This window comes from Dactylosporangium darangshiense (assembly GCF_039537565.1).
Taxonomy (GTDB): Bacteria; Actinomycetota; Actinomycetes; order Mycobacteriales; family Micromonosporaceae; genus Dactylosporangium; species Dactylosporangium darangshiense.
In genome coordinates this window covers 270,480-297,190 of the sequence record NZ_BAABAT010000006.1, presented here as the reverse complement: position 1 = coordinate 297,190, position 26,711 = coordinate 270,480, and the positions used below count along the sequence as shown (strand labels likewise).

Annotated in this window: 22 protein-coding genes and 1 tRNA gene; 13 read left to right on the top strand and 10 right to left on the bottom strand. The window is 74.2% G+C overall.

What is annotated here, in order from left to right:
- Together ABD901_RS15445 and ABD901_RS15440 are read right to left on the bottom strand one after the other, a co-directional pair.
- Complete coding sequence (locus tag ABD901_RS15445; protein WP_345126737.1) at positions 1-1,083, bottom strand: sensor histidine kinase; 1,083 nt, start codon at positions 1,081-1,083, stop codon at positions 1-3.
- Complete coding sequence (locus tag ABD901_RS15440) at positions 1,080-1,739, bottom strand: response regulator (RefSeq protein WP_380137838.1); 660 nt, start codon at positions 1,737-1,739, stop codon at positions 1,080-1,082. Before ABD901_RS15440 ends, ABD901_RS15445 begins: the two co-directional genes overlap by 4 nt.
- A gap of 70 nt (positions 1,740-1,809) precedes the next feature.
- Between ABD901_RS15440 and nhaA the strand changes: the two genes are divergently transcribed.
- The gene (gene nhaA / locus ABD901_RS15435) at positions 1,810-3,648 is read left to right on the top strand and encodes a Na+/H+ antiporter NhaA (RefSeq protein WP_345126982.1); all 1,839 of its coding nucleotides are present in this window, start codon (positions 1,810-1,812) and stop codon (positions 3,646-3,648) included.
- Here nhaA and ABD901_RS15430 read toward each other — a convergent pair.
- Entirely contained in the window at positions 3,599-4,768 is a 1,170-nt protein-coding gene (locus tag ABD901_RS15430; protein ID WP_345126720.1) for a hypothetical protein, read from the bottom strand. The genes nhaA and ABD901_RS15430 overlap by 50 nt on opposite strands.
- Positions 4,769-4,771: 3 nt before the next feature.
- On the bottom strand, positions 4,772-5,275 hold the full coding sequence (locus ABD901_RS15425; RefSeq protein ID WP_345126717.1) for a SigE family RNA polymerase sigma factor: 504 nt from the start codon (positions 5,273-5,275) through the stop codon (positions 4,772-4,774).
- Positions 5,276-5,381: 106 nt separating this feature from the next.
- Here ABD901_RS15425 and ABD901_RS15420 point away from each other — a divergent pair.
- Positions 5,382-5,454, top strand: a tRNA-Arg gene (locus tag ABD901_RS15420).
- 101 nt (positions 5,455-5,555) lie between these two features.
- Here the strand turns inward: ABD901_RS15420 and ABD901_RS15415 are convergent.
- Positions 5,556-6,011 (bottom strand): GNAT family N-acetyltransferase, encoded by a 456-nt coding sequence (locus tag ABD901_RS15415; RefSeq protein ID WP_345126713.1) that lies wholly within the window; start codon positions 6,009-6,011, stop codon positions 5,556-5,558.
- Positions 6,012-6,196: 185 nt separating this feature from the next.
- Here ABD901_RS15415 and ABD901_RS15410 point away from each other — a divergent pair, with 185 nt between their 5' ends.
- The gene (locus ABD901_RS15410; protein WP_345126703.1) at positions 6,197-8,230 is read left to right on the top strand and encodes a substrate-binding domain-containing protein; all 2,034 of its coding nucleotides are present in this window, start codon (positions 6,197-6,199) and stop codon (positions 8,228-8,230) included.
- Positions 8,231-8,344: 114 nt separating this feature from the next.
- Here the strand turns inward: ABD901_RS15410 and ABD901_RS15405 are convergent, their stop codons facing one another.
- Entirely contained in the window at positions 8,345-10,693 is a 2,349-nt protein-coding gene (locus ABD901_RS15405; RefSeq protein ID WP_345126700.1) for a lamin tail domain-containing protein, read from the bottom strand.
- 138 nt (positions 10,694-10,831) lie between these two features.
- Between ABD901_RS15405 and ABD901_RS15400 the strand changes: the two genes are divergently transcribed.
- Entirely contained in the window at positions 10,832-14,353 is a 3,522-nt protein-coding gene (locus ABD901_RS15400; protein ID WP_345126696.1) for an ATP-binding protein, read from the top strand.
- 258 nt (positions 14,354-14,611) lie between these two features.
- Here ABD901_RS15400 and ABD901_RS15395 read toward each other — a convergent pair whose 3' ends face one another.
- A complete protein-coding gene (locus ABD901_RS15395; RefSeq protein WP_345126693.1) occupies positions 14,612-15,628 on the bottom strand; it encodes a GbsR/MarR family transcriptional regulator in 1,017 nt (338 codons plus the stop codon).
- Between the two features lie 166 nt (positions 15,629-15,794).
- On the opposite strand from ABD901_RS15395, the gene ABD901_RS15390 reads away from it, so the two are divergent.
- The 3 genes from ABD901_RS15390 to ABD901_RS15380 are packed head-to-tail and all read left to right on the top strand — an operon-like array spanning position 15,795 to position 18,358.
- Positions 15,795-16,631 (top strand): ABC transporter ATP-binding protein, encoded by an 837-nt coding sequence (locus tag ABD901_RS15390; protein ID WP_380139911.1) that lies wholly within the window; start codon positions 15,795-15,797, stop codon positions 16,629-16,631.
- Positions 16,628-17,464, top strand: a complete 837-nt coding sequence (locus ABD901_RS15385; RefSeq protein ID WP_345126686.1) for an ABC transporter permease — start codon at positions 16,628-16,630, stop codon at positions 17,462-17,464. The genes ABD901_RS15390 and ABD901_RS15385 overlap by 4 nt, the downstream gene beginning before the upstream one ends.
- Before the next feature lie 24 nt (positions 17,465-17,488).
- Entirely contained in the window at positions 17,489-18,358 is an 870-nt protein-coding gene (locus tag ABD901_RS15380) for an RNA polymerase sigma-70 factor (RefSeq protein ID WP_345126682.1), read from the top strand.
- Positions 18,359-18,431: 73 nt separating this feature from the next.
- On the opposite strand, the gene ABD901_RS15375 is transcribed toward ABD901_RS15380, so the two are convergent.
- The gene (locus tag ABD901_RS15375; RefSeq protein ID WP_345126979.1) at positions 18,432-19,697 is read right to left on the bottom strand and encodes an APC family permease; all 1,266 of its coding nucleotides are present in this window, start codon (positions 19,695-19,697) and stop codon (positions 18,432-18,434) included.
- Positions 19,698-19,754: 57 nt separating this feature from the next.
- Here ABD901_RS15375 and ABD901_RS15370 point away from each other — a divergent pair, with 57 nt between their 5' ends.
- From ABD901_RS15370 to ABD901_RS15360, 3 genes are all read left to right on the top strand, one after another.
- Positions 19,755-20,534, top strand: a complete 780-nt coding sequence (locus ABD901_RS15370; protein ID WP_345126679.1) for a class I SAM-dependent methyltransferase — start codon at positions 19,755-19,757, stop codon at positions 20,532-20,534.
- A gap of 84 nt (positions 20,535-20,618) precedes the next feature.
- Positions 20,619-21,362 (top strand): CPBP family intramembrane glutamic endopeptidase, encoded by a 744-nt coding sequence (locus ABD901_RS15365; protein WP_345126676.1) that lies wholly within the window; start codon positions 20,619-20,621, stop codon positions 21,360-21,362.
- A 31-nt stretch (positions 21,363-21,393) separates the two neighbouring features.
- Complete coding sequence (locus ABD901_RS15360; protein WP_345126671.1) at positions 21,394-23,643, top strand: ATP-binding protein; 2,250 nt, start codon at positions 21,394-21,396, stop codon at positions 23,641-23,643.
- Here the strand turns inward: ABD901_RS15360 and ABD901_RS15355 are convergent.
- On the bottom strand, positions 23,636-24,289 hold the full coding sequence (locus tag ABD901_RS15355) for an RluA family pseudouridine synthase (RefSeq protein WP_345126667.1): 654 nt from the start codon (positions 24,287-24,289) through the stop codon (positions 23,636-23,638). The two genes, ABD901_RS15360 and ABD901_RS15355, sit on opposite strands and share 8 nt — an antisense overlap.
- Between ABD901_RS15355 and ABD901_RS15350 the strand changes: the two genes are divergently transcribed.
- From ABD901_RS15350 to ABD901_RS15340, 3 genes are all read left to right on the top strand, one after another.
- Positions 24,218-25,309: an RNA polymerase subunit sigma-70 gene (locus ABD901_RS15350; protein WP_345126664.1), complete on the top strand. Its 1,092-nt coding sequence runs from the start codon at positions 24,218-24,220 to the stop codon at positions 25,307-25,309. The genes ABD901_RS15355 and ABD901_RS15350 overlap by 72 nt on opposite strands.
- Before the next feature lie 77 nt (positions 25,310-25,386).
- Positions 25,387-25,977: a DedA family protein gene (locus ABD901_RS15345; protein WP_345126656.1), complete on the top strand. Its 591-nt coding sequence runs from the start codon at positions 25,387-25,389 to the stop codon at positions 25,975-25,977.
- A gap of 35 nt (positions 25,978-26,012) precedes the next feature.
- Positions 26,013-26,207: a CsbD family protein gene (locus ABD901_RS15340; protein ID WP_345126654.1), complete on the top strand. Its 195-nt coding sequence runs from the start codon at positions 26,013-26,015 to the stop codon at positions 26,205-26,207.
- A 55-nt stretch (positions 26,208-26,262) separates the two neighbouring features.
- On the opposite strand, the gene ABD901_RS15335 is transcribed toward ABD901_RS15340, so the two are convergent.
- Positions 26,263-26,691 carry an SPW repeat domain-containing protein gene (locus ABD901_RS15335; protein ID WP_345126651.1) on the bottom strand — a complete coding sequence of 143 codons (429 nt, stop codon included), beginning with the start codon at positions 26,689-26,691 and terminating at the stop codon, positions 26,263-26,265.
- Positions 26,692-26,711: the final 20 nt, after the last annotated feature.

Here is a 26,711-nt window from a genome sequence, read left to right as displayed (position 1 = left end):
CTAAGGCTCTTGCCCGCCGCCCCCGCGCACATCTGCCGAATGGGAGAGATCGCAGACGACCCGCCACCCTCCCTCGAACGGCCCGGCCTCCAGCGTCCCCCCGACCGCCCGGACGCGCACGGCGAGTTCGCTGAGGCCGGACCCACCGCCGTCGCGCGGGGGGATGAATCCGGCAGACCCGTCATTCGCGATCGTCAGCACGCCGGCGGCGGTCAGTCGCACCGTGACCTGGGCGGACTCCGGAGCGTGGCGGCGCACGTTGGTGAGCGCCTCGATGACGACGTGATAAGCGGCCGTTCCGGCCGCGGGCGGAAGCTCGACGCCCGGCTCGATCTCCAGCGTCGCCGCGGAGCCGAAGCGGGATACCACGCCGGGCAGGTCGGCCAGGCCGCGGCCGCGCCGGCCGACGTCGTCATCCGCTCGCAACGCCGACACGAGGTCGTCCATCGCCGACAGGGCGCGCTGGCCGGCCGCCTCGATCCGCGAGTACGAGTCAGCGTCGGGCGACACCTGCGCGGCCTGCGCCTCGACAACGATCCCGGTGACCTCGTGCGCGACCAGGTCGTGCAGGTCGCGGGCCACCTCCAGCCGCTGCGCACGCCGGGCCGCGGCCAGCGCCCGGGCGCGGCGGGCGTCCGCGGCGCGCCAGTACAGGCCCAGGCCGGCGGCGGCCACCACGCATGCGAACGCGGTCGCCACGAGCAGCACCGAGCCGTTGAACCGGTTGTGCGGCACGTGCAGGGTGATGCGCAGCGGCAGCGCGGTCGCCGCCAGGGCGACGAGCGAACCGGACACGGCCGCCGGCCGGGCGGGGCTGCGGCGCAGCACGCGCACCAGCAGTACCGACAACGGAAGGAACTCGAACGGGAACCACAGGCCCGCCGGCTGCGGCGCCCCGGTGTAGGCGGCGGTGACCGCCAGCGAGCCGAGCGCGGCGGCCAGGGGCAGGCCGCGCAGGCCCGGGCGTATCGCGGCGGCGACGGCGAGCATGGCGGCGAGGCTCAGCGGCAGGCCGGGCGCCCGCGTGAAGGGCAGCCCGCACAGCACCGGCAGGGCGAGCAGGAGCAGCCACCGGGCCCTCACGCCGCGACGACTCCGTTGTTCCACGCCCACACCGCGATGCCGACCCGGTTGCGCACCCCGAGCTTGCGCTGCACGGCCGCGACGTGCGTCTTGACCGTGCCGGCCGAGATGAACAGCTCGGCGCCGATCTCGGCGTTGGTCCGCCCGGCGCCCACGTGCCCGGCGATCTCCAGCTCGCGCTCGGTGAGCGGCTCCGGCGACTGCGGCTGCGGGCTGGACAGGTGGCGCAGCAGCTTGACCGTGATCGCCGGGCTGATCAGGCTCTCGCCCGACATCGCGGCGCGCACGGCCTCGGTGAGCAGGGCCGGGCCGGAGCGCTTGAGCAGGAAGCCGGCCGCGCCGCCCCGCAGCGCCGCGTAGACGTACTCGTCCAGATCGAACGTCGTCACGACCACCACCCGGGTGGGGCCGCCGGCGAGCTCGCGGGTGAGGGTGAGCCCGTCCATGCGCGGCATCCGGATGTCGACGAGGGCGACGTCGGGCGCGAGGGCGCGGACGCACTCCAGGGCCTCGACCCCGTCCGCGGCCTCCCCGACCACCTCGATGTCCGGCGCGGCGCCCAGGATGCGGCGCAGGCCGTCGCGGACCATCCGCTGGTCGTCGGCGATGAGCACGCGGATTCCCACTGCCCGAGCGTAACGGCGCCCGCGCGGCATAGGCTTGCCCGCTGTGAGCGACGGCATCACGACGTGGAGGCGGGACGTCACCGCACCGCTGCGGGCATTCATGCGGACCGAGGCCGGCAGCGCCGGCGTGCTCGTCGCCGCCATCGTGGCGGCGCTGATCTGGGCGAACGTCGACGAGGCCGGCTACGAGCGGCTGTGGACCACCGAGTTCTCCGTCCGGGCGGGTGGCTGGGAGCTCGCCTGCGACCTGCGCACCTGGGTCAACAGCGGCCTCATGACGTTGTTCTTCCTGGTCGTCGGCCTGGAGGCGCGCCGCGAGTTCGACCTGGGCGACCTGCGCGACCGGCGCCGATTCCTGCTGCCGCTGGCCGCCGGGATCGCCGGCATGGCGGTGCCCGTGGCCATCTACCTCGCGGTGAACCGCGGCGGCCCGGGCGCGCACGGCTGGGGCGTGGCCATGTCCACCGACACCGCGCTGGCGCTCGGCCTGCTCGCACTCGTCGGCCGGGGCGTGCCGGAGCAGGTGCGGGTCTTCCTGTTGACCGTGTTCGTCGTCGACGACCTGCTCGCGCTGGTGATCATCGCCGTCGCGTACTCCGAGCACATCGAGCCCATGTGGCTCGCCCTCGCCGCGGTCGCGTTCGGCATGGTCCTCGCCCTGCGCGCGCTGGGCGTGAAGGGCGGGCCGGCCTACGCGCCGTTCTGCATCCTGCTGTGGTACTTCATGCTGCGTAGCGGCGTCGACCCGGTCGTCGCCGGCCTCGCCGTCGGCCTGACCGCGACCGCGTACACCCCCGCCCGCAACGCGCTGGAGGCGGCGAGCGGGCTGTTCAAGCTCTTCCGCGAGCAGCCGACCGCGGAGCTGGCCCGCTCGGCGTCGCTCGGCCTCACCCGCACCCTCTCACCCAACGACCGGCTGCAGCGGCTGTGGCACCCCTGGACCAGCTACCTCATCGTGCCGCTGTTCGGCCTGGCCAACGCCGGCATCCCGATCGACGGCGCGTTCCTGGCCCGGGCGTTCACCTCGCCGATCACCCTCGGCGTGCTGGCCGGCTACGTCGTCGGCAAGCCGGTCGCCGTCGCCGGCACCTCGTGGCTGGTGACCCGGCTGACCGGCGGGCGGGTGCGCCCGGGCGTCGGGTGGGCGGCGGTGCTCGGCAGCGGCACGATCGCCGGGATCGGGTTCACGGTGTCGCTGCTCATCGCGAGCCTGGCGTTCACGGGCGATCAGCTGGACGAGGCGAAGGCGGGCGTCCTCGCCGCCGCGCTGCTCGCGTCGCTGTGCACCTGGGTGGTGTACCGCGTGACGGACCGCCTGCCGAAGCACAAGCGCGCCCGTGCGCTGCTGGGCGACGCCGACGTCCTCGTGGACCTCATCCCGCCCGTGGACGTGAGCGTCGACCACGTGCGCGGCGCCGCGGACGCCTCGGTGACCGTGGTCGAGTACGGCGACTTCCAGTGCCCCTACTGCGGCCAGGCCGAGCCGGCGGTGCGCGAGCTGCTCTCCGACACCGACCTGCGCTACGTGTGGCGCCACCTGCCGCTCACCGACGTACACCCGCAGGCCCAGCTGGCCGCCGAGGCGGCCGAGGCGGCGGCCGCGCAGGGCGCGTTCTGGCCCATGCACGACCTGCTGCTGGACCACCAGGACGAGCTGCGCCCGATGGACCTGGTGCGCTATGCCGAGCAGCTCGGCCTGGACCGCCGGCGCTTCCACGAGGACCTGATGAGCCACACGCACGAGGGCCGGGTCGCACAGGACCTGGAGTCCGCGGACCTCAGCGGCGTCGGCGGCACCCCGACGTTCTTCATCAACGGCATCCGGCACTACGGGGCGTACGACATCGGCACCCTCACCGAGTCGGTCAAGGTGGCCCGCGCCCGTGCGCTCATCGGCAGGTCCAACGCGTCCCGGCCCGGTGGCCGTTCGCCGAGGTGATCGCCGTGCCGGCGGCGAAGCGCCCGTCGTCGCTGAGCACGGCCGGGGCGAGCGCGTAGACGCCGCCCTCGGCCCCGGGCACCGACGGCAGGTCGACGCGCTGCGTGCCGGTGTCCACCGCCGCGCGCGGCTCGTTGGCCAGCACGGTCCAGCCCTTGCCGTTCACCGCCATGAGCATGCCCCAGGCGACCACTCGCACCTCACCGGTGCGCAGGTTCCACAGCACCCCCGTGGTGCCGGCCATCCCGGCCACCCAGCCGTTGCGCACGTCGAAGGCGCCGTAGTCGGTGGCCGGTTTGCCGTCGATCACCGGGGCCGCGAGCATCGTCGGGGTGCCGTCCGGGGCCCAGGCCCATGCCGCCGAGCCGTCGTCGTGGAACAGCTGCCCCACGACCGTGCCGTCGTCGTCGACCGCCCGCGCCCAGCCGGAGTACCCCGGCCCGGGCAGCGGCAGCGGCGCCGCCTGGCCGTCGGGGCCGGGCCAGAGCACCGGCCGGCTCTTGACCGTCCCGGCGATCTGTCCGGCGGCGTTGATCCCGTAGGCCACCGCGTCGTCGTTGTCGCCGCCGGCCCGGGCCAGCTCGTGCGCCCGCCCGTCCACGACCACCCACGGCACCCGCCGCTGGCGCATGGTGTAGCCGACCGCGACACCGGCGGAGTTGACGTCCAGCAGCGTCGGGCTCTCGTCGGGCAGGTCGACGATGCGGTACTTCCCCCGGTCCCACAGCAGCGCGAGCCCCTTGGCGCCGTCGATGCCCAGCCCGACGAGGTAGCGCCCGGACGGGTCGCCGCCCATGACGGTCGTGCCGCCCTGCGCCGCCGCCGGGGGCGTCTCCACCTCCGAGGCCGTGCACTGCGTGATGCCCTGCCCGCCCTCGGGGCTCGGGGACGCGCTGACCGCCGGCACCGGGTCCGGCCGGTGCCCCCGGCCCGTGCCCGCGAACGCCCAGCCGCCCGCGAGGACGACCAGGACGACGGCGGCCGCGGAGGCGGCCCGGATGGCGGCGCGGCGCCGCTCGCCGCGCGCGATCGCCCGCCCCACGTCGACGGTGGACGGGCCGGTGGGCGCCTGGCGCAGCGGCATGAGCAGCTCGGTGGCGCGGCGGTCGTCGAAGTCCATCGCTCAGCCCGTCCTCTGCAGATCGTCGCCGACGAGCTGGCGCAGCGTGGCCAACCCTCGGGCGCACTGGCTCTTCACGGTGCCGACGCTGCAGCCGAGGATCCCGGCCACCTCCTCGACGGGCAGGTCGCAGAGGTACCGCAGCACGATGACCGCCTGCTGGCGCCGCGGCACCCGGGCGAGCGCGGCGCGCAGGACCAGCGCCTCGTCCACCCCCTGCGGCGGCGCGGGCGGCGGCTCGGGCGGCCCCCAAGGCGTCAGCGCGACGCGGGCCCAGGGCCTGCGCCGTTCGTCGAGGAACGTGCGCACGAGCATCTGCCGCACGTACTGGTCGAGGTGCTCCACCGCGCTGACCCGCGCCCAGCGCAGGTACAGCTTCTCGATCGTGAGCTGCACGATGTCGTCGGCCCGGTGCGTGTCGCCGCACAGCAGGAACGCCAGCTGCCGCAGCGCCGCGAGCCGTCCGGTGACGTACTCGGCGTACTCCTCTTGCGCCCGTGCGCGCATCGGCCTCCCCCTCGGTCGGACTGAAACGAGCCCGACACCTCGGGAGGTTGCACGGATACGCGATTTCGGCCCGACCCGGTTCTCCCCTAGACTCGACCTCGGGCAAGGCCTCGTAGCTCAGGGGATAGAGCACCGCTCTCCTAAAGCGGGTGTCGCGCGTTCGATTCGCGCCGGGGCCACCGATGGATCGGCTGTTGACCAGCCGAAACGGGCCCCTTGACCAGCAGTGACGCGGTCAAGGGGCCCGTTCGATGTCCGCCATTTGGCGCGCTGATCGCCGTCAGAGATCTTTGGCCATGTTGCGGCCGGTCTCGGTGAAGCCGAGCTGTTCGTAGAGGGCTCGGGCGCCCGCGTTGTGGGCGAACACGTGCAGGCCGATCCTGGTCAGGGCGTTGGCGTGGCACCAGTGCTCGGCGGCCAGCATGATCGCGCGGCCGTAGCCCTGGCGGCGGACGTCTTCCTCGACGGCGACGTTGTAGACGAACGCGGTCTCGCGGGTGACTTTGACCCAGAGGAAACCGACGCGGCGCTCGCCGTCGTAGGCGTACCAGAAATGGTGGCCGGGGGTGGTGAACTCCTCGGGAAGCAGCTGCGCGTAGGTGTCGGCGGCGTTGCGGGCCGCGGCCTCGGCGGACTGGCCCGATGCGGCGACACTTTGCGCATAATGGGCCTCCGCCTCGGCCCGCCACGGCTTGTACTCATCCTCGGTCATCGGCTCCAGCCGCACCTCTGCCATGACCGATAAAACTATCCTCAAACCGGCGCGGCTCGTCGCCCAGCAGCAGCATTCCCGCCACGTCGTCCACGGCGGGGGCATCCGGCGCTTGTTCACCTGACGGATATCTGCTGTACGAAGCTGCCCGATCGTCGCGACAGCTGCGCGGCCCACCGTCAACGTCGCGCAAACACGGGGGTTCAGTGGTGATTCGTGTCCGGGCGGTACTCGTCGTCGTGTTGCTGGGCGCGTTGGTGAGCGTCGCCGGTTCAGCCCGGCCCGCTGCGGCGGGCGTCTATGTGCAGCTCAGGGGTGCGGGCACGGCAACGTCATACCGGGCGATTTACGCGTGGACGGGCACCGTCGCGCAGGACGGCATGACGATCGACTTCGGATTCTCGCAGACCGGTTCCACCTTCGGCCACGCGAGCTTCGCCGATGGCACCGTGGACTGGGGCGCTTGGGACGTCCCCTATGGCGTCGAAGATCAGCAGCCGTCGCGCGGGTACACGTACATGCCCGGCACCGCGGGCGCCACGGCCTTCAAGTACAACCTGAGGATCGGCAACCGGCGGATCACGAGTCTGCGCCTGTCCGGCGAGAACATCGCGAAGATCTTCACCGGGGTGCTGACCCGGTGGGACGACCCGGCCATCGCGGCGGAGAATCCTGGTCTGGCCCTGCCGGCGATCCCGATCCTGCCGGTGGTCCGCGCCGACCGGTCCGGCGTGACGTGGCAGTTCACGCGATGGATGATGGCCCGGCAACAGCAGTACTGGACGGCGTACTGCACCAAGGTCGGCCTCGATCCGTGCACCCCGACCTCGCTGTATCCCGTGCCGGCCGGCTCCGCCATGCGCCTGGCGTACTACGGCGACTCCAGCGTGACCGCGATCGTCGACGACCCGCAGGCGAACGGCGCGATCGGCTTCCTCAACGAGGGGCCGGACTTCGAGGCCGGCTTAGGCATCCCGGCGGCGAAGATGCTCAACGCGGCCGGCTACTACACGTCACCCACGTCCGGCCACGTCGGGATCGCGCTGCTCAAGGCCAAGGTCGACGCAGGCCAGATCCAGGATCTTTCCGAGGTGTACACCAACCCGGATCCGCGCGCATACGAGCTTTCGTGGTACTCGTACCTGATCGTGCCGACCGAAGCGACCCACGGTTTCACGACGGACAAGGGCCGAACCCTCGGGGACTTCGGCCGCTACGCGCTGTGCCAGGGGCAGGGCCAGGCGAAGCAGCTCGGCTACGCCGCGCTGCCGATCAACCTGAGCCTGGCGGGGTACGGCCAACTGCAGCGGGTCCCCGGCGCGCAGCTGCCCGGGACCGCGGCCGAGTTCCTCCAGTCCTGCGCCAACCCGACGATTTCTGCCGGCGGCACGGACGCGCTGGCGGCGAGCGAGCCGATGCCGCGCCCGTGCGACCAGCAGGGCCCGGTGCAGTGCCCGGCGCCGAACACCACGACGACGGTGTCCGCACAAACCGACTACGTGCAGCGGGACACCGCCGTGACCCTGACCGCCCGGGTCTCGCCCTCCACCGCGGCCGGCCAGGTCCAGTTCCACGACGGCTGCGATTCCGTTTGCTCGTACATCCATCCAATAGGTGCGCCCGTTCCCGTGGTCAACGGTGTCGCCGAGCTCACCACGACCTTCAGCGACTACGGCAGACACCTCATCACGGCCGCGTTCACGCCGGCGGACTCGGACGTATCCCTGCCGTCGGCCTCGGCTCAACCCTTCGTCATCATGGTCGACGGCATCGTGTACCCCGAGACGATCGACGTGGACGTCCCGCTGTCCGAGGGCGGGCTCACCATGACCGTCGACAGCACACCGGTGCAGCTGGGCACCGCCGCGCTGCGCAACGACCACACCTTCGAGTCCTCCGGCCGGCTCGGCGCGGTCACGATCAGCGACGGCCGCGACCAGACCCGGCCCGGCTGGAGCGTCTCCGGCCAGATCTCCGACTTCACCAGCGGCACCCACACGTTCAGCGGCAACTGCCTGGGCTGGACACCGACGATCGTCACGCAGAACGCGGACCACGACGCCGTCGCCGGCGCGGCCGTGTCCCCGGGCGCCGATCCGGGCCTGAAGGCCGCCGCCGGCCTGGCGACCGGCGGCCTGGGCACCACCGTGCTCGGCGCCGACCTCGCCCTGAAGATCCCGTCGAGCACCCAGCCCGGCGACTACACCGCCACCCTGACCATCACCGCCCTGACCAGCAGCTGACGAGGGGTAAGCGGGTCGGCGGAGCAGAACGGCAGCGAGGCGGCATTTGTGCTGGTGAACCATACGAAACGGCCCCCGCTATGTGGCGGGGGCCGCTTTGTCGTGCGGGTTCGGTCAGCCGGTGAAGGTCTCGCAGCGCCCGCCGGGGTTGGTGTTGTTGCCGCGGCCCGGGTGGGCGGCGTCCGTGCCGGCGCCGCAGTCGAGCGTGTCGTTGCCGCTGCCGGTCGTGATCGTGTCGTCGCCGGCGCCCGTCGAGACGGTGTTGTTGCCGTTGCCCGCGGTGACGGTGTCGTTGCCGGGCCCGGTGGTGATCGAGTCGTTGCCCGACTCGGTCAGCACCGTGTTGTCGCCCTCGCCGGCCCGGATCACGTTGTTGCCGCCGCCCGCATCGATGCGGTCGTTGCCGTCGCCGGTCGTGACCGTGTCGTTGCCCGACTCGGCGTTCACGACGTTGTCGCCGCCGGCCGCGTTCACCACGTTGTTGCCGCCGCCGGCGTCGATCCAGTCGCTGCCGTCCGCGGTGGTGATGACGTCGTTGCCGGGGCCGGTGGTGATGCAGTCGGCGCCGCCGTTGCCGTCCACGACGTCGTTGCCGCCGCGGCCCAGGATCAGGTCGTTGCCGTTCGTGCCGGCGAGTCGCTCGTTGCCGGTGCCGCCGACGATGACGTTCTGCACCGCGATGCCGGCGCACGCGCCGTCCGGCTGGCTCGCCGCCCGGATCGCGACCGGGCCGGCCTGCTGGATGCCGGTGAGTGCGTCGGTGTACGTGACCGAGCCGCCGGCGGAGACCGTCAGCGTGATCGGGACCGACTTCACCGAGGCGGTGACGACGGCCGGCTCGCCGGTGCGCACGGCCACGGTGCCCGGCGCCGCCAGGGAGTACACGCCGGTGCCGAGCGCGACCGTCGCGGCGCTGCCGTCGAGGCGGAACAGCGCCGGCGTCGCGCCCGCGCCGACCGTGACCTTCAGGCCCGGCTCGACGGTGATCGCGCGGGCCGCCCGGTCCAGGATGCGGCCGCCGGCGAAGTCGTCGCCCGCCGTCGACGGGTTCGGGTCGACCGCGTCGTACACGCCGTCGTCATCGGCGTCGAGGTCGGTGCAGGCGATCGTGCCGGCCCGAAGGGCGTGGCCCTCGTCGCCGGTGTCGTCGGACCACCAGGCCCGCTTCAGCCCGGCCTGGCACTCCGACTGCGGTGCGATCGCGAAGCCCTCGTTGTTGTAGTTCGGCATGCCGGCCGGCCGCTCGAACACGTTCGTGACCGCGAAACGCCCGGTCGCGTCGATGTCGAGGGTGGCGGTGCGGCCCTGGCAGGTGTCGTCGCAGACCGCCCAGACGTGGCCGGTCTCCGGCTCGTACTGCAGGTCCATCACGCTCGGGAAGCCGCTCGCGACCGTGGCGACCCGGGTGAACGAGCCGTCGTCGGCCAGCGCGTACGCGTAGACCGAGCCGTTGGCCTCCAGGCCCACGAGGAACAGCCCGTCGCCGTGGCCCGGGTAGGTCGCCGGGTCGTAGGCGGCGCCGGTGTGCTCGTCGCGGAAGCCGTGCGCGGTGAGGTACGCGTCCGGCACGAACGTGATGCCCTCCAGCCCGCTGTTCGCGGCGACCGCCGGCAGGTCCGCGGTCAGGTTCCACTCGCGCACCGCGTTGAGGCTCGACGCGCCCGCGACCGGCTCGAAGCGCTCGACCGCCGGGCGGCTCACGCCGTTGTTGGCGTTGTTGCGCTCGGTGGAGACGTAGACGGCGCCGCCGGCCAGCGTCACGCCCTCGGAGTCGAGGTCGCCGGTGCCGTCCGGGTAGTGCAGCGGGTACGTCGCGGCCGGGGACCACTGCGCGCCGTCCCAGCTCAGGCGGTACAACGTGCCGGGTCCGTTCTTCACCGCCCAGAGCACGTTCCGGCCCTCGTAGGCCAGGCCGCTGAGGTTGGTGCCGAACGTGTTCGCGGCGTCGACGGTGGACACCGCGGCACCGCCCGGCCACGGCGAGGCCGGCGTCTGGCCCGGGCACGCGTTGGCCTTGCCCTTGGTGTCGACCGTCGTCGTGGTGAAGTCGCCCTTGCCGTCGGGGCAGCGGCCGTAGGTGGTCGCGGCGTGCGCGGTCCACGAGTACGAGTCGACGAGCGCGCCGCCGGGCTGGAACAGCCGGGCCGAGTCGGCGCTGCCGAGCCCGAAGACCGGGTCGACGTCCAGCGCCAGGAAGCCGCCGGCGGCGATGCTCGTGCCGGCGGCGATCGTGAAGACGTGGGTGTCGTCGTTGTCCTTGACGACCCAGCCGGATATGTCGGCGGCGGCGGTGCCCGCGTTGTACAGCTCGACCCAGTCGCCGGGCGTGCCGCCGCTGGACTCGACCTCGTTGATCCGCACGGCGAGCCCGTCGGCCGCCTGCGCGGCGGTCGAGGCGAGGCCGGCGGCGACGAGCGGCACGCCGGCGAGCAGCGCGGCGATCAAAACCGTTTTCGTACGCACCCGCGCAGCGTCGAGCACTAGGGCGAATCGCTCGTGAACAAGCCGCGAACAGTCCTACAGCCAGTCCGTTCGGAGGATGGGCATCGGACGGCCAGCCGACAGTTCGTGTCCGGACATGTGCCTACATTCACTTGCGCGATGCACATCAACGTCCTCGGCGACCTCACCGCGACCCGCGACGACGAGCCCCTCGACCTCGGCGGGCGGCGTCAGCGCGCCGTCCTGGCGCTGCTCGTCCTCGCCCGCGGGGAGACCGTCTCCGCGGACCGGCTCATCGACGCCGTGTGGGGCGACCAGCCGCCGCCGGCCGCAGTGGCCGCCCTGCAGTCCTACGTCTCGCACCTGCGCCGCCGGCTGGAGCCGGACCGCGGCGCCCGGACGCGGGGCACGGTGATCGCGAGCCGAGGCGCCGGCTATGCGGTACTCCTGGAGCCCGACGCGGTCGACGCCTGGCGCTTCGAGGCGATGGTCCGCGAGCCCGGCGCCGACCCCGTCGCCCGGCTGAGCGCCGCGCTCGCACTGTGGCGCGGCCCCGCCTACGCGGAGTACGCGGCCGAGCCGTGGTCGCAGGCCGAGGCCACGCGCCTCAACGAGCTGCGGGAGGTCGCCCGCGACCAGCTCGCCGCCGCGCGGCTGGCCCGCGGGGAGGCGGCCGTGCTGGTACCGGAGCTGGAGACCCTGGTCGCCGCCGCGCCACTGCGGGAGGAGCGCTGGCGGCTGCTCGTGCTCGCCCTGTACCGCGCGCACCGGCAGGGCGACGCGCTGGCGGCGCTGCGCCGCGCACGGCGGCTGCTCGCCGACGAGCTCGGCGTCGAGCCCGGCCCCGCGCTGCGCGCCCTCGAGTCGGAGGTCCTCGCGCAGGCCTCGACCCTGACGCCGCCGGCCGCGCCCGCGCCGCCCCGGCGGCTCTCGGCGCCCCCGGCCGCCGCGGGCGACCTCGTCGACCGCGACCGGGAGCTGGACGAGCTGCGCGCCGCCCTCGCCGAGGCGCTCGACGGGCAGGCGCGGCTCGTGCTCGTCGAAGGTCCGGCCGGCATCGGCAAGACCCGCCTGCTCACCGAGGCCCGCCGGGACGCGGCCGGGCGCGGCGCGCGGGTGCTCGCGGCGCGCGGGAGCCGGCTGGAGAAGGAGTACGGCTTCGGCGCCATCCGGCAGCTGTTCGAGACCGCGGCCCGGGAGACGGCGGGCGCCCTGGGCGGCCCGGCCGCGCCGGCCGCGAGCGTGTTCGACCTGGACGGGGGCGACGAGGGCGGCGGGCAGTCGGTGCTGCACGGGCTGTACTGGCTGACCGTGCACCTGTCCCGCGCCGGGCCCGTCGTGCTCGCCGTCGACGACCTGCAGTGGTGCGACTCGGCGTCGCTGCGGTTCCTGGCGTACCTGGTCCGGCGGGTCGAGGGGCTGCCGGTCCTCGTCATCGCGACCCTGCGCACCGGCGAGCCGCACGACGACGAGGCCGTCCTCGCCGAGCTCGCCGCCGACCCCATCACCACGCACCTGCGCCCGGCCCCGCTCACCGAGCCCGGCGTGGCCGACCTCGTCCGCCAGGTCCTCGGCGCGCACGCCGAGGACGCCTTCGTGCGCGCGTGCCACCGCACCACCTCCGGCAACCCGCTGCTGCTGCGCCAGCTGCTGCAGGCGCTGCGGGCCGAGCAGGTGACGCCCGACGCCGCGCACGCCGGCACCGTCACCGCGATCGGCTCCCGGGCGGTCTCCAGCCTCGTGCTGATGCGCCTGGCCCGGCTCGAGGCCGCCAGCACCGCCGTGGCCACCGCGATCGCCGTGCTCGGCAGCGGCGCCGCGCTGCCCACCGTCGCCGTTCTGGCCGGCGTCGGCGAGGACGAGGCCGCCGCCGCGGTCGCCGCGCTCGCCCGCGCCGAGGTGCTGCGCGACGAGTACCCGCTGAGCTTCGTCCACCCGCTCGTCGCCGACGCCGTCTACCGCGACCTCGCGCCCGGGCGGCGCCAGCTCGAGCACGGCCGGGCCGCCCGCGTGCTCGCCGACGCCGGCGCGCCGCCCGAGCAGGTCGCCGCGCAGCTCATGCAGGTGCCGCCTCGCGGCGACGCCTGGGTCGTGGAGATCCTGCGCGCGGCCGCCCGGCGCGCCCGCGACCGCGCGGCGCCCGAGGCCGCCGTGGCGTCGCTGACCCGCGCGCTGCAGGAGCCGCCCGACGCGGACGCGCGCCCGGGCGTGCTGCTCGAGCTGGGTCACGCCGAGGCGATCAGCGACGCGCCGGCGTCGATCACGCACCTGCGCCAGGCATACGACGCCGCGACGGATCCGGCGGTACGCGCCGATCTCGCCCGCACGCTCGGGCGCATCCTCGTCTTCGTCGGCGAGCCCGGCTCCGCGACCCGTTTCGCGCACGACGCCGCGGCGGCCCTGCCGGCGGGGCTGGACGACGACCGGCAGGCGCTGCTGGCGACCGAGCGCATCAGCGGGTACCTCCACGACCTCGACCCCGCCGCCTGGCGCACGCTGCCGCCGCCCCCGGTCACCGGCACCGGCATCGGCGCGCGGATGCTCTCCGTCGCGCTCGCCTGGGAGGCCGCGATGGACGGCACCGACCGCGACCTCGCGGCGCGCCTGGCCCGCTTCGGCGTGGCCGAGGGCGACCTGCTGCACGGGGACACCGGCCTGCTGTGGGTCATCGCCGGCCAGGTCCTCGACCTGTGCGACGAGGACTCCGGCCCGCTGTGGACGGCCGGCCTGCACCAGGCGACCCGCCGCGGCGACATGTTCACGGCCCTTGGCATGAACCTGTGGCGCGGCTACGTCGAGTGGCGCCGCGGCGACCTGCGCGAGGCCCGCCAGGCCCTGACCGCCGGCAACGAGATGTCCCACGCCTGGGGCGAGGGCGGCATCGCCTCCGGCTACGGCGAGTCCTTCCTGCTTGAGGTGCTGCTCGATCAGGGCGACCCGGCCGCCTGCCGGGCATTCCTGGAACAGGTCCGCCCGCACCACCGCATCACCGAGGGCGCGCGCATGTTCGGCGAGGCCGAGGCCCGCCTGCTCGTCGCCGAGGGCCGCTACCGCGAGGCTCTTTCGGCCCAGGATTCGGTACTGCGGGTGATGTCCACCATCGACAATCCCGCCTGGCGCCCGTGGCGCTCCGTGCGCGCGGCCGCCCTCGCGGGCCTGGCCCGCACCGCCGAGGCCGTCGAGCTGCTCGACGAGGAGGTGGCCCGCGCCCGCGCGTGGGGCGCCGCCCGCCCGATCGGCCGCGCCCTGCGCCTGCGCGGCGAGCTGCGCGGCGGCGACGAGGGCCTCGCCGACGTGCGCGAGGCCGCGGCCCTGCTCGGCGCCGGGAACGCCCGCATCGACCACGCCCGCGCGCTGCTCGCCCTCGGCGCCGCGAGCCCCGAGCGCGACGAGGCCGTGCCGGCCCTGCGCCTGGCCGTCGACCTCGCCGCGGCCGGCGGCGCCGACGCCCTCTACGCCGCCGCCGTCGCCGCCCTGACCACGCGCGGCGTCGCCCCGCCCGCCCCTCCCTCGCCGGTCGCCACGCTGTCGGCGACCGAGCGGCGCATCCTCGACCGCCACCTCGGCGGCGTCGACGAGCGCGAGATCGCCGAGGCGCTGTTCCTCACCCCGCGCTCGGTCCGCGCCGCCCTGGAGTCGATGCGCGTGCGCCTCGGCGGCCTGCGCCTGCGCCCGTCCTGAGACTCGCCCGGTCCGAGACTCGCCCGTCCTGAGACTTCTGCATGCGGTTCCGCATGGCGACCGGCGCCCGGCCGGGATCTGATGGACGGGTCCGCTGAGGGGGAGGGGGCCCAGGATGCCGCCGGCCACCTCGCGGTGCTCGTAAAGGGGGGAGGCCGGGCGTGATGCCCGGCCGCCAGCGAGGACCGCGGCGTGCCGCGCATTCACCGGTGCCCCAGCCGAGGCCGCGCCCTTTGTTGCGCGGCCTCGGCCGGCTGCTCAGTTGCCGGCTGTTCCGTTGCCGCTCAGGGCCGCCCGCTGCGCCTCGGTGAGCCGCTGGTCGTTGGCCACCGCGACATAGCCGCCGGGAACCGCCCGCGGTGCGACGGGATCCCCGATGTCGGAACGCCGCTCGGCCAGGTCCACCGCCGCGGCCACCCTTCGCGCCTCCCACCCGAGCGCGTCCGCGAGCTGCTCCACGGTCCGCGGCCCCGCGGCGTGCACGAGCGCGGCGACGACGGTGAGCAGGTCGGTCGCGAGCTGGGGATCGAGCCCGCCGGTCATCTGATCGCTCAGCGACCCGAAGAACCGCCCCATTTGCTCGAGCCGGACCCCGGCGGGCGTGTCGGCCCCGTACACGGCCGCGCCGTCGCGCGCGGCCTCGCCCCACATGCGGTGCAGGCGGGCGCTCGTGAGCCAGCTCTGCAGCCAGACGTCGTCGTCGATCACGTACCGCTCGCGCCGCCCCGGCACCCGCTCCCGCCGCACGACGTCGAGGCTCTCCAGGTACCCGACCGCCTTCGACACCGATGCCGGGCTGACCCGCAGCCGCCCGACCAGCTCGGCCGCGCTCAGCGCACCCGCGTCGGTGGTGACCAGCGCCCCGAGGACACGCGCCGCCATGCGCGGCAGCCCGGTCTCCACCATCAGCGCCGCGAACCGCTCGTCGAACTCGGCCGTGACCTGCGGATCTCGCGGCAGTCCGGCCCTCTCCACCGTCACATCACGGTAAATCATGATATGTCCGATAAGTCCGGCGACGGAGTCGACGGACTTATCGAGACCACTCTCGGATTCAGTGGTCGAAGGGCCACGGCGGGCGGCACGGCGCTGGAGGGTGGCCCGGTGCGCCTCGGTCGCCTGATAGCCGCCCGGGCGCAGGTTCCGGGCCACCTCGCGGGAGATCGTCGATGTGGGGCGACCCAGGCGGCGGGCGATCTCCGCGTAGTCGAGGCCCTCCGCCAATCCGGCCGCGATCCGCTCGCGGTCCTCCTGGGTGAGCCGGACGCCTGGCATGCCGACCAGTGTTGCATTAGCCGGCATGGCATTGCAACGCGTTGCATTAGGCGGCAACGCCATTGCAATTATCCATGCCAGAGCGTTGCTGAAATTGGAAATGCAATCTACGTTCGCGATTGTGGAAACACGAAGCGAAGTCGTCGTCGATGTCCGTGGGCTCGCGATGCGCTACGGGGACAACGTGGTGCTCGACGGGGTGGACCTCGCGGTGCGCCGCGGCGAGATCGTCGCCCTCCTCGGGCCCAACGGGGCCGGCAAGACGACCACCATCGAGATTCTCGAAGGGTTCCGGGTGCGTTCGGCCGGGCAGGTCGAGGTGCTCGGGCGCGATCCGGCCCGCGGCGACGAGCGCTGGCGGGCGGGGGTCGGCATCGTGCTGCAGTCGTGGCGCGACCACGCGAAGTGGCGCGTCCGCGAGCTGCTCGCACACCAGGCCGGCTACTACCCGGGGCGGGCCTGGGACCCCGACGAGCTGCTCGCCGCGGTCGGGCTGACCGGGCAGGCCCGGCAGCGCATCGGCACGCTGTCCGGCGGGCAGCGGCGCCGCCTCGACGTCGCCGTCGGCATCGTCGGGCGGCCCGACGTGCTGTTCCTCGACGAGCCGACGGCCGGCTTCGACCCGCAGGCCCGCCGCGAGTTCCACGCGCTGGTCCGCGGCCTGGCCGACCCGGAGGCGCTCGTCGCGACGAACCGGACCGCGGTGCTGCTCACCACGCACGACCTCGACGAGGCCGAGCGGCTCGCCGATCGCATCGTGATCCTCGACGGCGGGCGGATCGTCGCCGACGGCACCGCTGCCGAGCTGGCGCGGCGCATCGCCGGGCCGGACGAGGTGCGCTGGCGGCTCGGCGAGCGGCGCTTCGTCGAGGCCACGCCCGACTCGACGCGCCTGGCGCTCGAGCTGTTCCGCACGCACGGCGAGGCGCTGAGCGACCTCGAGATCCGCAAGTCGTCCCTGGAAGAGACCTACCTGACCCTGGTGAGGCGAGCCGAGTCATGACCGCCGTCCTGCGACAGGGCCGCACTCGCGGCCTCATCGAGCTGTGTCAATCGCTGACCAACGCCGGCGACCTGTTCAACCATTGCTTCTGGCCGGCCCTGATGCTCGTCACGCTGTACTTCATGCGCCACCACGACTACGGCGGCGGCTTCCCGCTCGCCGGCCTGGTGCTGCCGAGCATCCTCGGGATGAACGCGGCGATGGCGATGGTGACGATGAGCCAGACGCTGACCGCCGACCGCGAGGACGGCACCCTGCTGCGGGCCAAGGCGACGCCGGACGGCGTCGGGGCGTACCTCGTCGGGAAGGTCGTCTCCGTCTCCGGCGCCCTGCTCGTGGACCTCGCGATCTTCCTGGTGCCCGCCCTGCTGCTGGTCCCGGGCCTCGCCACCGCCAGCCCGGCGGCGTGGGGGACCGTGCTGTGGGTGCTCGCGCTGGGCCTGCTGGCCACGCTGCCGCTCGGCGCCGTGCTCGGCTCGGTCTTCGGCAGCGCCCGCGCGCAGGGGCTGCTCACGCTCCCGGTGCTCGCCGTCATCGCGATCTCGGGCATCTTCTACCCGATCACCGCGCTGCCCGGCTGGGTGCAGGGGCTGGCGCAGGTCTTCCCGGTGTACTGGCTCGGGCTCGGCATGCGCTCGGCGCTGCTGCCCGCCGGCGCGGCCGCGGTCGAGATCGGCGACTCGTGGCGGCACCTGGAGACGACGGCGGTGCTCGGCGCCTGGGCCGTGGCCGGCCTGCTCATCGCGCCGGCGGTGCTGCGCCGCATGGCCCGGCACGAGTCGGGCTCGGCGGTGGCGGCCCGCCGCGACCGCGCCCTGCGCCGCGTCGCATAGACCCGCGAGCCTACGATCGGTGGCATGGCGGACGCGGCGCAGATCTTCAGCGAGCACCGCGAGCGGCTGGCCGGCGTGGCCTACCGGGTGCTCGGGCGGATCGCGGACGTCGAGGACGTCGTCCAGGACGCGTGGCTGCGCTGGAGCACGGTCGACCTCGACTCGGTGGACGACCCGGAGGCCTACCTCGTCCGGGTCACCACCCGCCTCGCCATCGACCGGCTCCGCAGCGCGCAGGCCCGCCGGGAGGCCTACGTCGGCCCGTGGCTGCCCGAGCCGATGCTGACCTCGCCCGACGTCGCCGACAGTGTGGCGCTCAACGACTCGGTGTCGACCGCCATGCTGCTCGTGCTCGAGTCGCTCTCGCCCCTGGAGCGCGCCGTGTTCGTGCTGCGCGAGGCCTTCGGGTACTCCTACGCCGAGATCGCCGGCTTCGTCGACCGCACGGAGCCGTCGGTGCGCCAGACCGCCGCCCGCGCCCGCGCGCACGTCGAGGACCACCGCGTGCGCTACGACACCGACCGGGCCACCCGCGCCGAGGCCACCCAGCGCTTCCTCGCCGCCTGTGTCGGCGGCGACCTGCGCAGCCTGGTGCAGGTGCTCGCCCCCGAGGTGACCATGATCAGCGACGGCGGCGGACTGGCGCAGGCCCCGCGCAAGCCCATCGTCGGCGCCGAGCTCGTGGCCCGGGCGCTCGTTACGTTCGCCGGCCGGACCCCGGCCGCGGCGACCGCCGAGATCGTCGAGCTCAACGGCGGCCCGGCCATCGTGGCCCGCTACGACGGCGAGCCGGTCAGCGCCATCACGCTCCACCTCGTCGACGGGCGGATCGAGACGATCCACCTGATCGCCAACCCGGAGAAGCTCACCGGTCTGGCCGCGGCGCAAGGGTAGCCAGCAGCGCCTCGGTCGCCGCGCGCAGCCACGCCGCGGCGGCCGGGTCGAGCGTGGGTCACGGCGAAGGGGGTCACGCTGATGGAGGCGTTGGCGAGCCTGGCGGAGTGGGCCGTGCAGCACGGCGGGCCAGCCACAGCAGGGCGCCGATAGCGAACACGGCGAGCCCGGCGAGTACCGACGCGAACGGCAGCGTGGCGGCCAGCAGCAGGCAACCGGCCAGGCCGAGCGCCGGCACGAGGCGAGGGGGCGCACCCTCGTCGGGGCGCAGGGTCCAGGCCGAGGCGTTCGCGACGGCGTAGTAGACGAGCACGCCGAACGAGGAGAAGCCGATCGCGCCGCGCAGGTCCAGGAACGTCACCAGCAGGATCACCACGACGCCGACGGCGATCTCCGCGCGGTGCGGAATCTGGCGGGCCGGGTGCACGGCGGCGAGGAACCGTGGCAGGTGCCGGTCGCGGGCCATCGCCAGGGTCGTGCGGGACACCCCGAGCACCAGGGCGAGAAGCGAGCCCAGCGCCGCGATGGCCGCGCCCGCGCGCACCGCGGGCGTGAGCCAGGCGGAGCCGGCCGCGGTGACCGCGTCGGCCAGCGGCGCGGTGGACGCGGCGAGGCGGCCCGGGCCGAGCGCGGCGAGGGCGGCGACGGCGACCGCGAGGTACACCACCAGCGTGATCCCGAGCGAGATCCGGATGGCGCGAGGGATCGTGCGCGCCGGCTCGGCGACCTCCTCGCCCAGCGTGGCGATGCGCGCGTAGCCGGCGAAGGCGAAGAACAGCAGCCCGGCGCCCTGCAGCACGCCCCAGCCGCCACCGCTCGCCGCAGTGCCGGGCGCGGCCGGGCGCCCGAGCAGGCAGGCGGCGACGACCGCGGCCAGCACCACGAGCACGACGGCGACGATGACCCGGGTGGCCAGCGCGGACTTCTGCACCCCGAAGAGGTTGAGCGCGGTGACCGCGGCGACGGCGAGCACCGCGACCGCGCGCTCGTGGCCGGGGAACGCGTAGGCGCCGACGGTCAGGGCCATCGCCGCGCACGACGCGGTCTTGCCCACGACGAAGCCCCACCCGGCCAGGTACCCCCAGAAGCCCCCGAGCCGCTCCCGCCCGTAGACGTAGGTCCCGCCGGACTGCGGATAGAGCGCCGCGAGCCGAGCCGAGGACGTCGCGTTGCAGTAGGCGACCACCGCGGCGATGCCCAGCGCCACCAGCAGCAGCCCGCCGGCGGCTCGCGCCGCGGGTGCGAACGCGGCGAAGACACCCGCGCCAATCATGGCGCCGAGCCCGACGACGACGGCGTCGGGCGTGCGCAGGTGCCGGGCGAGGCGCTCAGTTGTCACCACCGAAGTTCACCACAGGTCTGGAAACGGGACGTGAATGTAATTACCCTATCGCCTATGACTCCTTACAAGCTCGATTCGCGCGCGTGGCAGGAGAGCTGGGACCGCCAGCAGGAGGCGTTCATGCCCGACCGCGAGCACCGCTTCGCCGCGATGCTCGACGTCGTCGATGCGGTCACGTCCGGCGACGCCGCCTCCGCCGGGCCGGTGCGCATCCTCGACCTCGCCGGCGGGACCGGCTCGATCAGCCTGCGCGCCCTCGCGCGCCTCGACCGCGTCGAGGTCACCCTCCTCGACCTGGACCCGGCGCTGCTGGCCATCGCCGGCGCCTCGCTCGGCGACCGCGCGCAGCTCGTCGCCGCCGACCTGCGCGAGCCCGGCTGGGCCGCGCGGCTGCCCCACCGCGCATACGACGCCGTGCTCACCGCCACCGCACTGCACTGGCTGAGCCCGGAGCGCCTCACGCAGCTGTACCGCGAGCTGCCCGCCGTCCTGCGCCCGGGCGGCGTGTTCGTCAACGCCGACCACATGCCCGACGAGACGCTGCCGGAGCTGTCGCGCCGGCTCGTGGCCCGGGCCGACCAGCGTCGCGACGCGCGGTACGCCACCGGCGCCGTGCCGTCCTGGCGCGACTGGTGGGAGCGGGCCGCCCTCGACCCGGTGCTCGCGCCGCTGGTCGAGGAGCGCCACCGCATCTACAGTGAGCCACACTCGAGCGAGTTCCTCCCGCCCGCGAGCTGGCATCTCGAGGCGCTCGCCGCGGCCGGTTTCGTCGAGACCGGCGTCGTCTGGCGCGGCGGCACGGACGCCGCGGTCGCCGGGGTAACGCAGGCATGAGTACGCGGGGTAGGGCTTGCCCTACCCCGAACACTCCGCCCAGCGGGCTGGGTCCCGACCGCCGATTTTCATAGCGTCGGGTCTATGACGACGGCCACCCTGATCCGGTACCGCGGCGCCGCGCAGCCGATCCAACGGCTGGGCTGGCCCACTGTCCTCGCGATGCACCTGCTGCCGGCCGCGGCCACCTTCGCCGCGGCGTTCGCGCTCGAGCCGCTCATGCGCGCGTGGCATCTGCCGCCGCAGTTCGCGCTCACCCTCGCCTTCGCCTTCGTGCTCACCCCGATCGAGGCGGGCCTGCTGCTGCGCGCGGCGGGCTGGTCCTGGCGGCGTGTGCCGGAGGTCCTGGCATTCAAGCGCAAACTGCCGATCCGGCTGTACCTCATGATCCTGCCCTGCGTCACCGCCATCGCGATCGGCATGGTCGTGCTGCTGGCGCCGCTGGAGGAGCGGATCCTCGACATCTACCCGTCGTCGTGGCTGCTGCCGCCCGACTCCGACGCGTTCCCGGCCACCACGATGGTCGCCACGCTGCTCGTCACGCTGCTCGTCGACGGCCTGGTCAACCCGGCGGTCGAGGAGCTGTACTTCCGGGCGTACCTGCTGCCCCGCCTGCCCGTGCGCGGCATCGCGGCGGTGGTGACCTCGGCCGGCCTCTTCGCGGCCCAGCACTACTGGCAGCCGGAGAAGTTCGTCTTCGTCTTCGTCGCCCAGCTGCTGCTCATCGCCATCATGCTGCGGCTGCGCAGCGTGCGGATCAGCATCGCCGTGCACTGCCTCACCAACAGCCTGGCCATCCTGTTGTCGCTGGCCGCCGTGCTGGCGTGACGCACGGGTCCGCATCACTAGACTCCCGCACATGACCGGACCCACCAGCTTCGGCGCGCTGCTGCGTGGGCACCGGCACAACGCGGGGATGACGCTCGAGGAGCTCTCCGAGGCCTCCGGGGTCAGCGTCCGCGCGATCAGCGACATGGAGCTCGGTCACAGCCGTCGCCCGCAGCGGCGCACGGTGGCCTCGATCGCCGACGCGCTGCGCCTGGCCCCGGACGACCATGCGGCCCTGATCGCGGCCGCGCGCGGCGGCAGCCCGGCGGCGGCGCCCGGCGCCCGCGACCACATCGGCCTGCTGGAGCCGCCGCGCACCGTCTGGGACTTCACCGGCCGTCCGGCGGAGCTGACGTGGATCGCCCAGCTCACCGCCCAGGGCGGCGCGACGATCGGGGTCGTCTCCGGTCCGCCCGGCGCGGGCAAGACGGCCCTCGCCGTGCACGCGGCCGGCGTGCTCGCCGAACGCGGCCTGTTCCCCGACGGCCGGTTCTTCCTCGACCTGCGCGGCACCGACGGCGCCCCGTTGCGCCCCGCCGAGGCCCTCGCCATCCTGCTACGCGCCCTCGGGGTGCCCGAGCGGGATGTGCCGGCGGGCGAGGAGGAGGCGGCCGGGCGCTACCGCGCGCTGCTGGCCGAGCGGCGCTGCCTGCTCATCCTCGACAACGCCGCCGACGAGGCGCAGGTCCGGCCGCTGCTGCCGGGCGCGGGGGCGGGCATGGCGCTGGTGACGAGCCGCCGCTCGCTCAGCGGGCTCGAGGGGGTGCACCGCCTGGCCCTGGCTCCGCTGCCGGCCCGCGAGGCGGGTGAGTTCCTGGTGCGGCTGCTCGGCGGCGCCCGCGCGGAGGCCGAGGCCAAGGCCGTCGAGGAGCTCGTCGCGCTGTGCGGCGGCCTCCCGCTGGCGCTGCGCATCGCCGGCAATCGCCTCGCCAGCCGGCCGGGGTGGACGGTCGCGCACCTGGTGGGGCGCCTCGCCGACACCGAGCGCCGGCTCGCCGCGCTGACCGCCGGGGACCTGCAGGTCGAGGGGCCGTTCCTGCTGTCGTACCAGCAGCTGTCCCCGCTCGCACAGCGCACCTTCCGCCGCCTCTCGCTGGTGCCGGGGCCGGACGCCGGGCCCGAGCTCGCCGCCGTGCTCGGGCAGACCGGGCTCGACGACGCCGAGGACTCCCTCGAGGAACTCGTCGAGCTCGGGCTGCTGCAGTCGGCGAGCGACGGGCGGTACCGCTTCCATGACCTGATCCGCCTCTTCGCCCGCGCCCGGCTGCAGGAGGCCGAGCCGGAGGCGCAGCGCAGGGCCGCGCGGGAGCGCATGGTCGGCTGGCTGCTCGACGCCGCGACCGCGGCCGGGCGGTGGTTCGAGCCGGACTGGGGCCGGGCACCGGCCGAACCGGTCCGCCATGTGGAGCTCGGCACCCGCGAGCAGGCCCGCGCCTGGATCGAGGCGGAGCTGGCGAACTGGTTCGGCGCGTTCCGGCTCGCCGCGGAGGCCGGCGAGCACCGGCGGGTCGTCGACCTGGCCGAGTCCATGCACTGGTACTCCGACCGCCTCATGTGGTGGCCGCGCTGGCTGGAGGTCTACGAGCGCTCCGCCGCGTCCGCGCACGCCCTCGGCGACGGCGGGCTCGAGGTCACCCACCGCAACTACCACGCGTGGGCGCTCAACAAGATCGGCAAGCGGCCGGCGGACGCCATCGCCGAGGGCCGCCGCGCGCTGGCCCTGGCCGAGGCGATCGGCGACGTGCGGCAGCAGGCGTGGGCGTGGACGTACATCGGCGGCGCCGCCATCGACGTGCCCGACCCCGACCTCATGCTCGGCGCCGGCGGAGAGGCGACCGCCCGCTTCGAGGCCGTCGGCGACTGGGACGGCTACGCGCAGGCCCTGGCCGTGACCGCGTTCGGCCTGGAGTCCACGGGCCGGCTCGAGGAGGCCCTGGCCCAGCACCGGACGCGCCGGGCGGCGCTCACCGACCCGGTGCGCGGCGTGTCACCGGTCATCGCCGACATCTCGATCGCGCACAGCACCCTGTGGATCGGCGAACTCGAGGTCCGCCTCGGCGACTGGCCGGCCGCCGCGGAGTCGCTGACGGCGGCCGTGCCGCTGCTGGAGGCGCTCGGCCAGTCCCGGCAGGAGGCCCGGGCCCGCCTCGGCCTGGCCCGCGCCCTGCGCGCCCTCGACCCGTCCGAGCCGTGGATCCCGCACGCCCGCCGGGCCCTGGAGACCGCGGTCGCCATCGACTATCCCCAGGTGGCCGCCGAAGCGCGCCGATTACTCAGCTGAACTCGGCGGGTTGTGGCGCCTCCACCGTGACGCGCTCGCCGCGATGGTCGAAGGACAGCCGCCACGAGTGCAGGTACGTCCGCCCGGCCGGCGCCTTCTCGAACAGCGGGTCGCCCACGATCGGGTGGCCGATCCAGGCCAGGTGCACCCGGATCTGATGGCGCCGCCCGGTCTCCGGCACCGCCTCCAGCAGGGCCCGCTCCGGCGTCTGGGCGCGCACCGCGAACGTCGTCACCGACGCGTACGTCGGCACGGAGTCGAACACCGCCGCCTCCGGCACCGTCCAGGTGTCATCCTTGACCTCGATGCTCTCCCGAGGCGCCGCGATCCGCACCCGGTTCTTGCGCCCGACGCTCAGCGGCAGGTCGATGCGGCCCGTCGGCGGCAGGCCGCCCGGCGCGGTCACCGCCAGGTATGCCTTGTGCACGGTCCGCTTGTTGAACTGCCGGGTCAGCCCGCCGTGCACGGCCAGGTCCTTGGCGAAGAGGATCACGCCCGAGGTCACCTTGTCGATGCGGTGCACCGGGAAGAGCCGCTCGCCGGCGTCGGCGGCCATGCGGACCAGGTCGGTCTCGTGCCGCTCGCCCATCACGGAGACGCCGACCGGCTTGTCCAGCACCAGGATCGCGTCGTCCTCCAGGATCACGCGCTCACGAAACTCCGCCCACATCGTCCTAACATCGCACGCCGCGACGAGGGGGCACGCATGGACCTGACCGAACTTCTGCGCAAGCACCGACGCGAGCTGGAGGTGCACTGCTACCGGATGCCCGGGTCGTACCACGAGGCCGAGGACGTGGTGCAGGAGACGTTCCTGCGGGCCTGGCGCGGCTGGGACGCGTTCCAGGGCCGCTCGTCGGTGCGGGCCTGGCTCTACCGCATCGCCACCAACGCCTGCCTCGACGTCCTCAAGAGCGCGCAGCGCCGGGTCCTGCCGATGGACCTCGGCCCGCCGTCCGCGCCCGGCACGAGCCTTCCGCCGCGCGCCGACGTGCCCTGGCTGGAGCCCATCCCGGACCGCGTGCTCGACGAGGACCCCGAGACCCGCCTGGTCGCCCGCGAGACCGTCGAGCTCGCCTTCCTCGCCGCGCTGCAGCACCTGCCGCCGCGGCAGCGGGCCGTGCTCATCGCGCGCGACGTCCTCGGCTGGCCGGCCGGCGAGGCCGCGGCGCTGCTCGGCCTGACGGCGCCGGCGGTCAACAGCGCGCTGCAGCGGGCGCGGGCGACGCTGCGGGAGCGGCTGCCCGAGCGCGGCGCGGACTGGACGCCCGCGCGGGCGCCGGTGCCGGAGGAGGCGGAGGTGCTGCGCCGCTACGTCGAGGCCTTCGAGCGCGCCGATGTGGCCGGGATGGCGCGGCTGATCGCCGACGAGGCGCGCGCCACGATGCCGCCGATCCAGGTGTGGTACCTCCGGAAGCCCGCCATCGTCGGCGCGCTCGCGCTGAGCGTCCCGCCCGGCAGCCCCTACGACGTCGGGCGCGTCCGCGCGGTGCCGACCCGGGCCAACCGGACCCCGGCGATCGTCGTGCACCGCATCCCGCCGGGGGAGCGGACCGAGCGCCCCTTCGCGCTGTCCGTCCTGCGCATCGAGGCCGGCCTGATCCGCGAGATGACCGCGTTCCACGACCCGCGCCTGCTCGCGGACTTTCTTCGCAAGAGCCCCTAGGGGTAGGGAAACCCCCACCGTCGATCGGCAGGGTGGCCCCGCTGATTTCGGGGCCGCCGGACGGCAACGTTGCAGGCATGGAGTCGATGGCCGGGTGGGCGTACCTGCTGATCTTCGTGTTGCTGGTGCTGGATTGCCTCATTCCGGCGGTACCGGCGGAGACGAGCGTGATCGCCGGCGGCGCCCTCGCCGCGAACGGGCACCTGCACGTGGCGGTCGTGCTGCTGGCCTCGGCGAGCGCCGTCGTCGTGGGAGACCTGCTCATGCACGAGGCGGCGCGGCGCGGCGGGCGGCGGCTGGTCGAGCGGTTCCTGCGCGGCGAGCGCTACGGCCGGGCGGTCGCCCGGGTCGCGCGCCTGCTCGAGCGGCGCGGCGGCGCGATCGTCGCGGCCGGGCGCTTCGTGCCGCTCGGGCGCACGACGGTCGCGCTCGTCAGCGGCTACGCCGAGTTCCCCCGCCGCCGCTTCCTGCCCGCGATCGCCGTGGGCGCCGTGCTGTGGAGCCTCTACGTGGTCGGCCTGGGCTACCTCGGCGGCAACGTCTTCAGCGGCAACCCACTGGCCGCCGCCGGTCTCGGGATCGCGCTCTCACTCATGGTGACGGGTGTGACGACCCTGGCACAGCGCCTGCGTTTGCGCATGCGCCGGGCCGGGAACCCAATTCTGTAGCAAGGCGAAGACCGGAAACGTGGAAGGGAAGTGCAATGGGCTTCACGGACAAGGTCGAGCACAAGGCCGAAGAGCTCAAGGGCGCCGCCAAGGAGAAGTACGGCGACGCCACGGACAACGAGCGCATCGAGGCCGAGGGCGCAGCCGAGCGGGCCGCCGCAAAGGCCAAGCAGGCCGGCGACCACGTGAAGGACGCCGGGCGCAACGTGCGCGAAGCGTTCGACCGCTGATCACCACGCGACGGATCGGGCCGCTCCCTGCCGGGGGCGGCCCGCCCTTCTGTGGCTACTCCCGCTCGTCAGAGGGGGCGAGTGCGGCGCAGACCAGGATGATCAGTCCGACGATGATGTCGTTGGCGGTCGAGGTCGACCAGCCGAACTGCAGCACCAGCGGCGCCACGAGCAGCCAGCCCGACAGGCCGCCGGTGACCCAGCCGAACGCCACCGCGCGCGGGTGCAGCAGCCGGATCGTCGTCACGATCGCGATGGTGATGCCGGTGACCGCATCGCTCCAGAACACGTCGTAGCGGCCCGCCCCGATGTACCCGAACGGGACCGCCGAGACCACGAGCCACACCGCGGCCAGGAATGTGACGGTGAGCAGCACCCGGGAGGCGCTCTTCGCTTCGCTCGCGGGCCCGCGCTCCTCCGGCGGCGCGGCCCGGATGTGTGCGGGCGTGGTGAAGTCCTGATCCGAGATGAAGCTCGTGGTCATGGCCCGAAGCTTCGGCAATG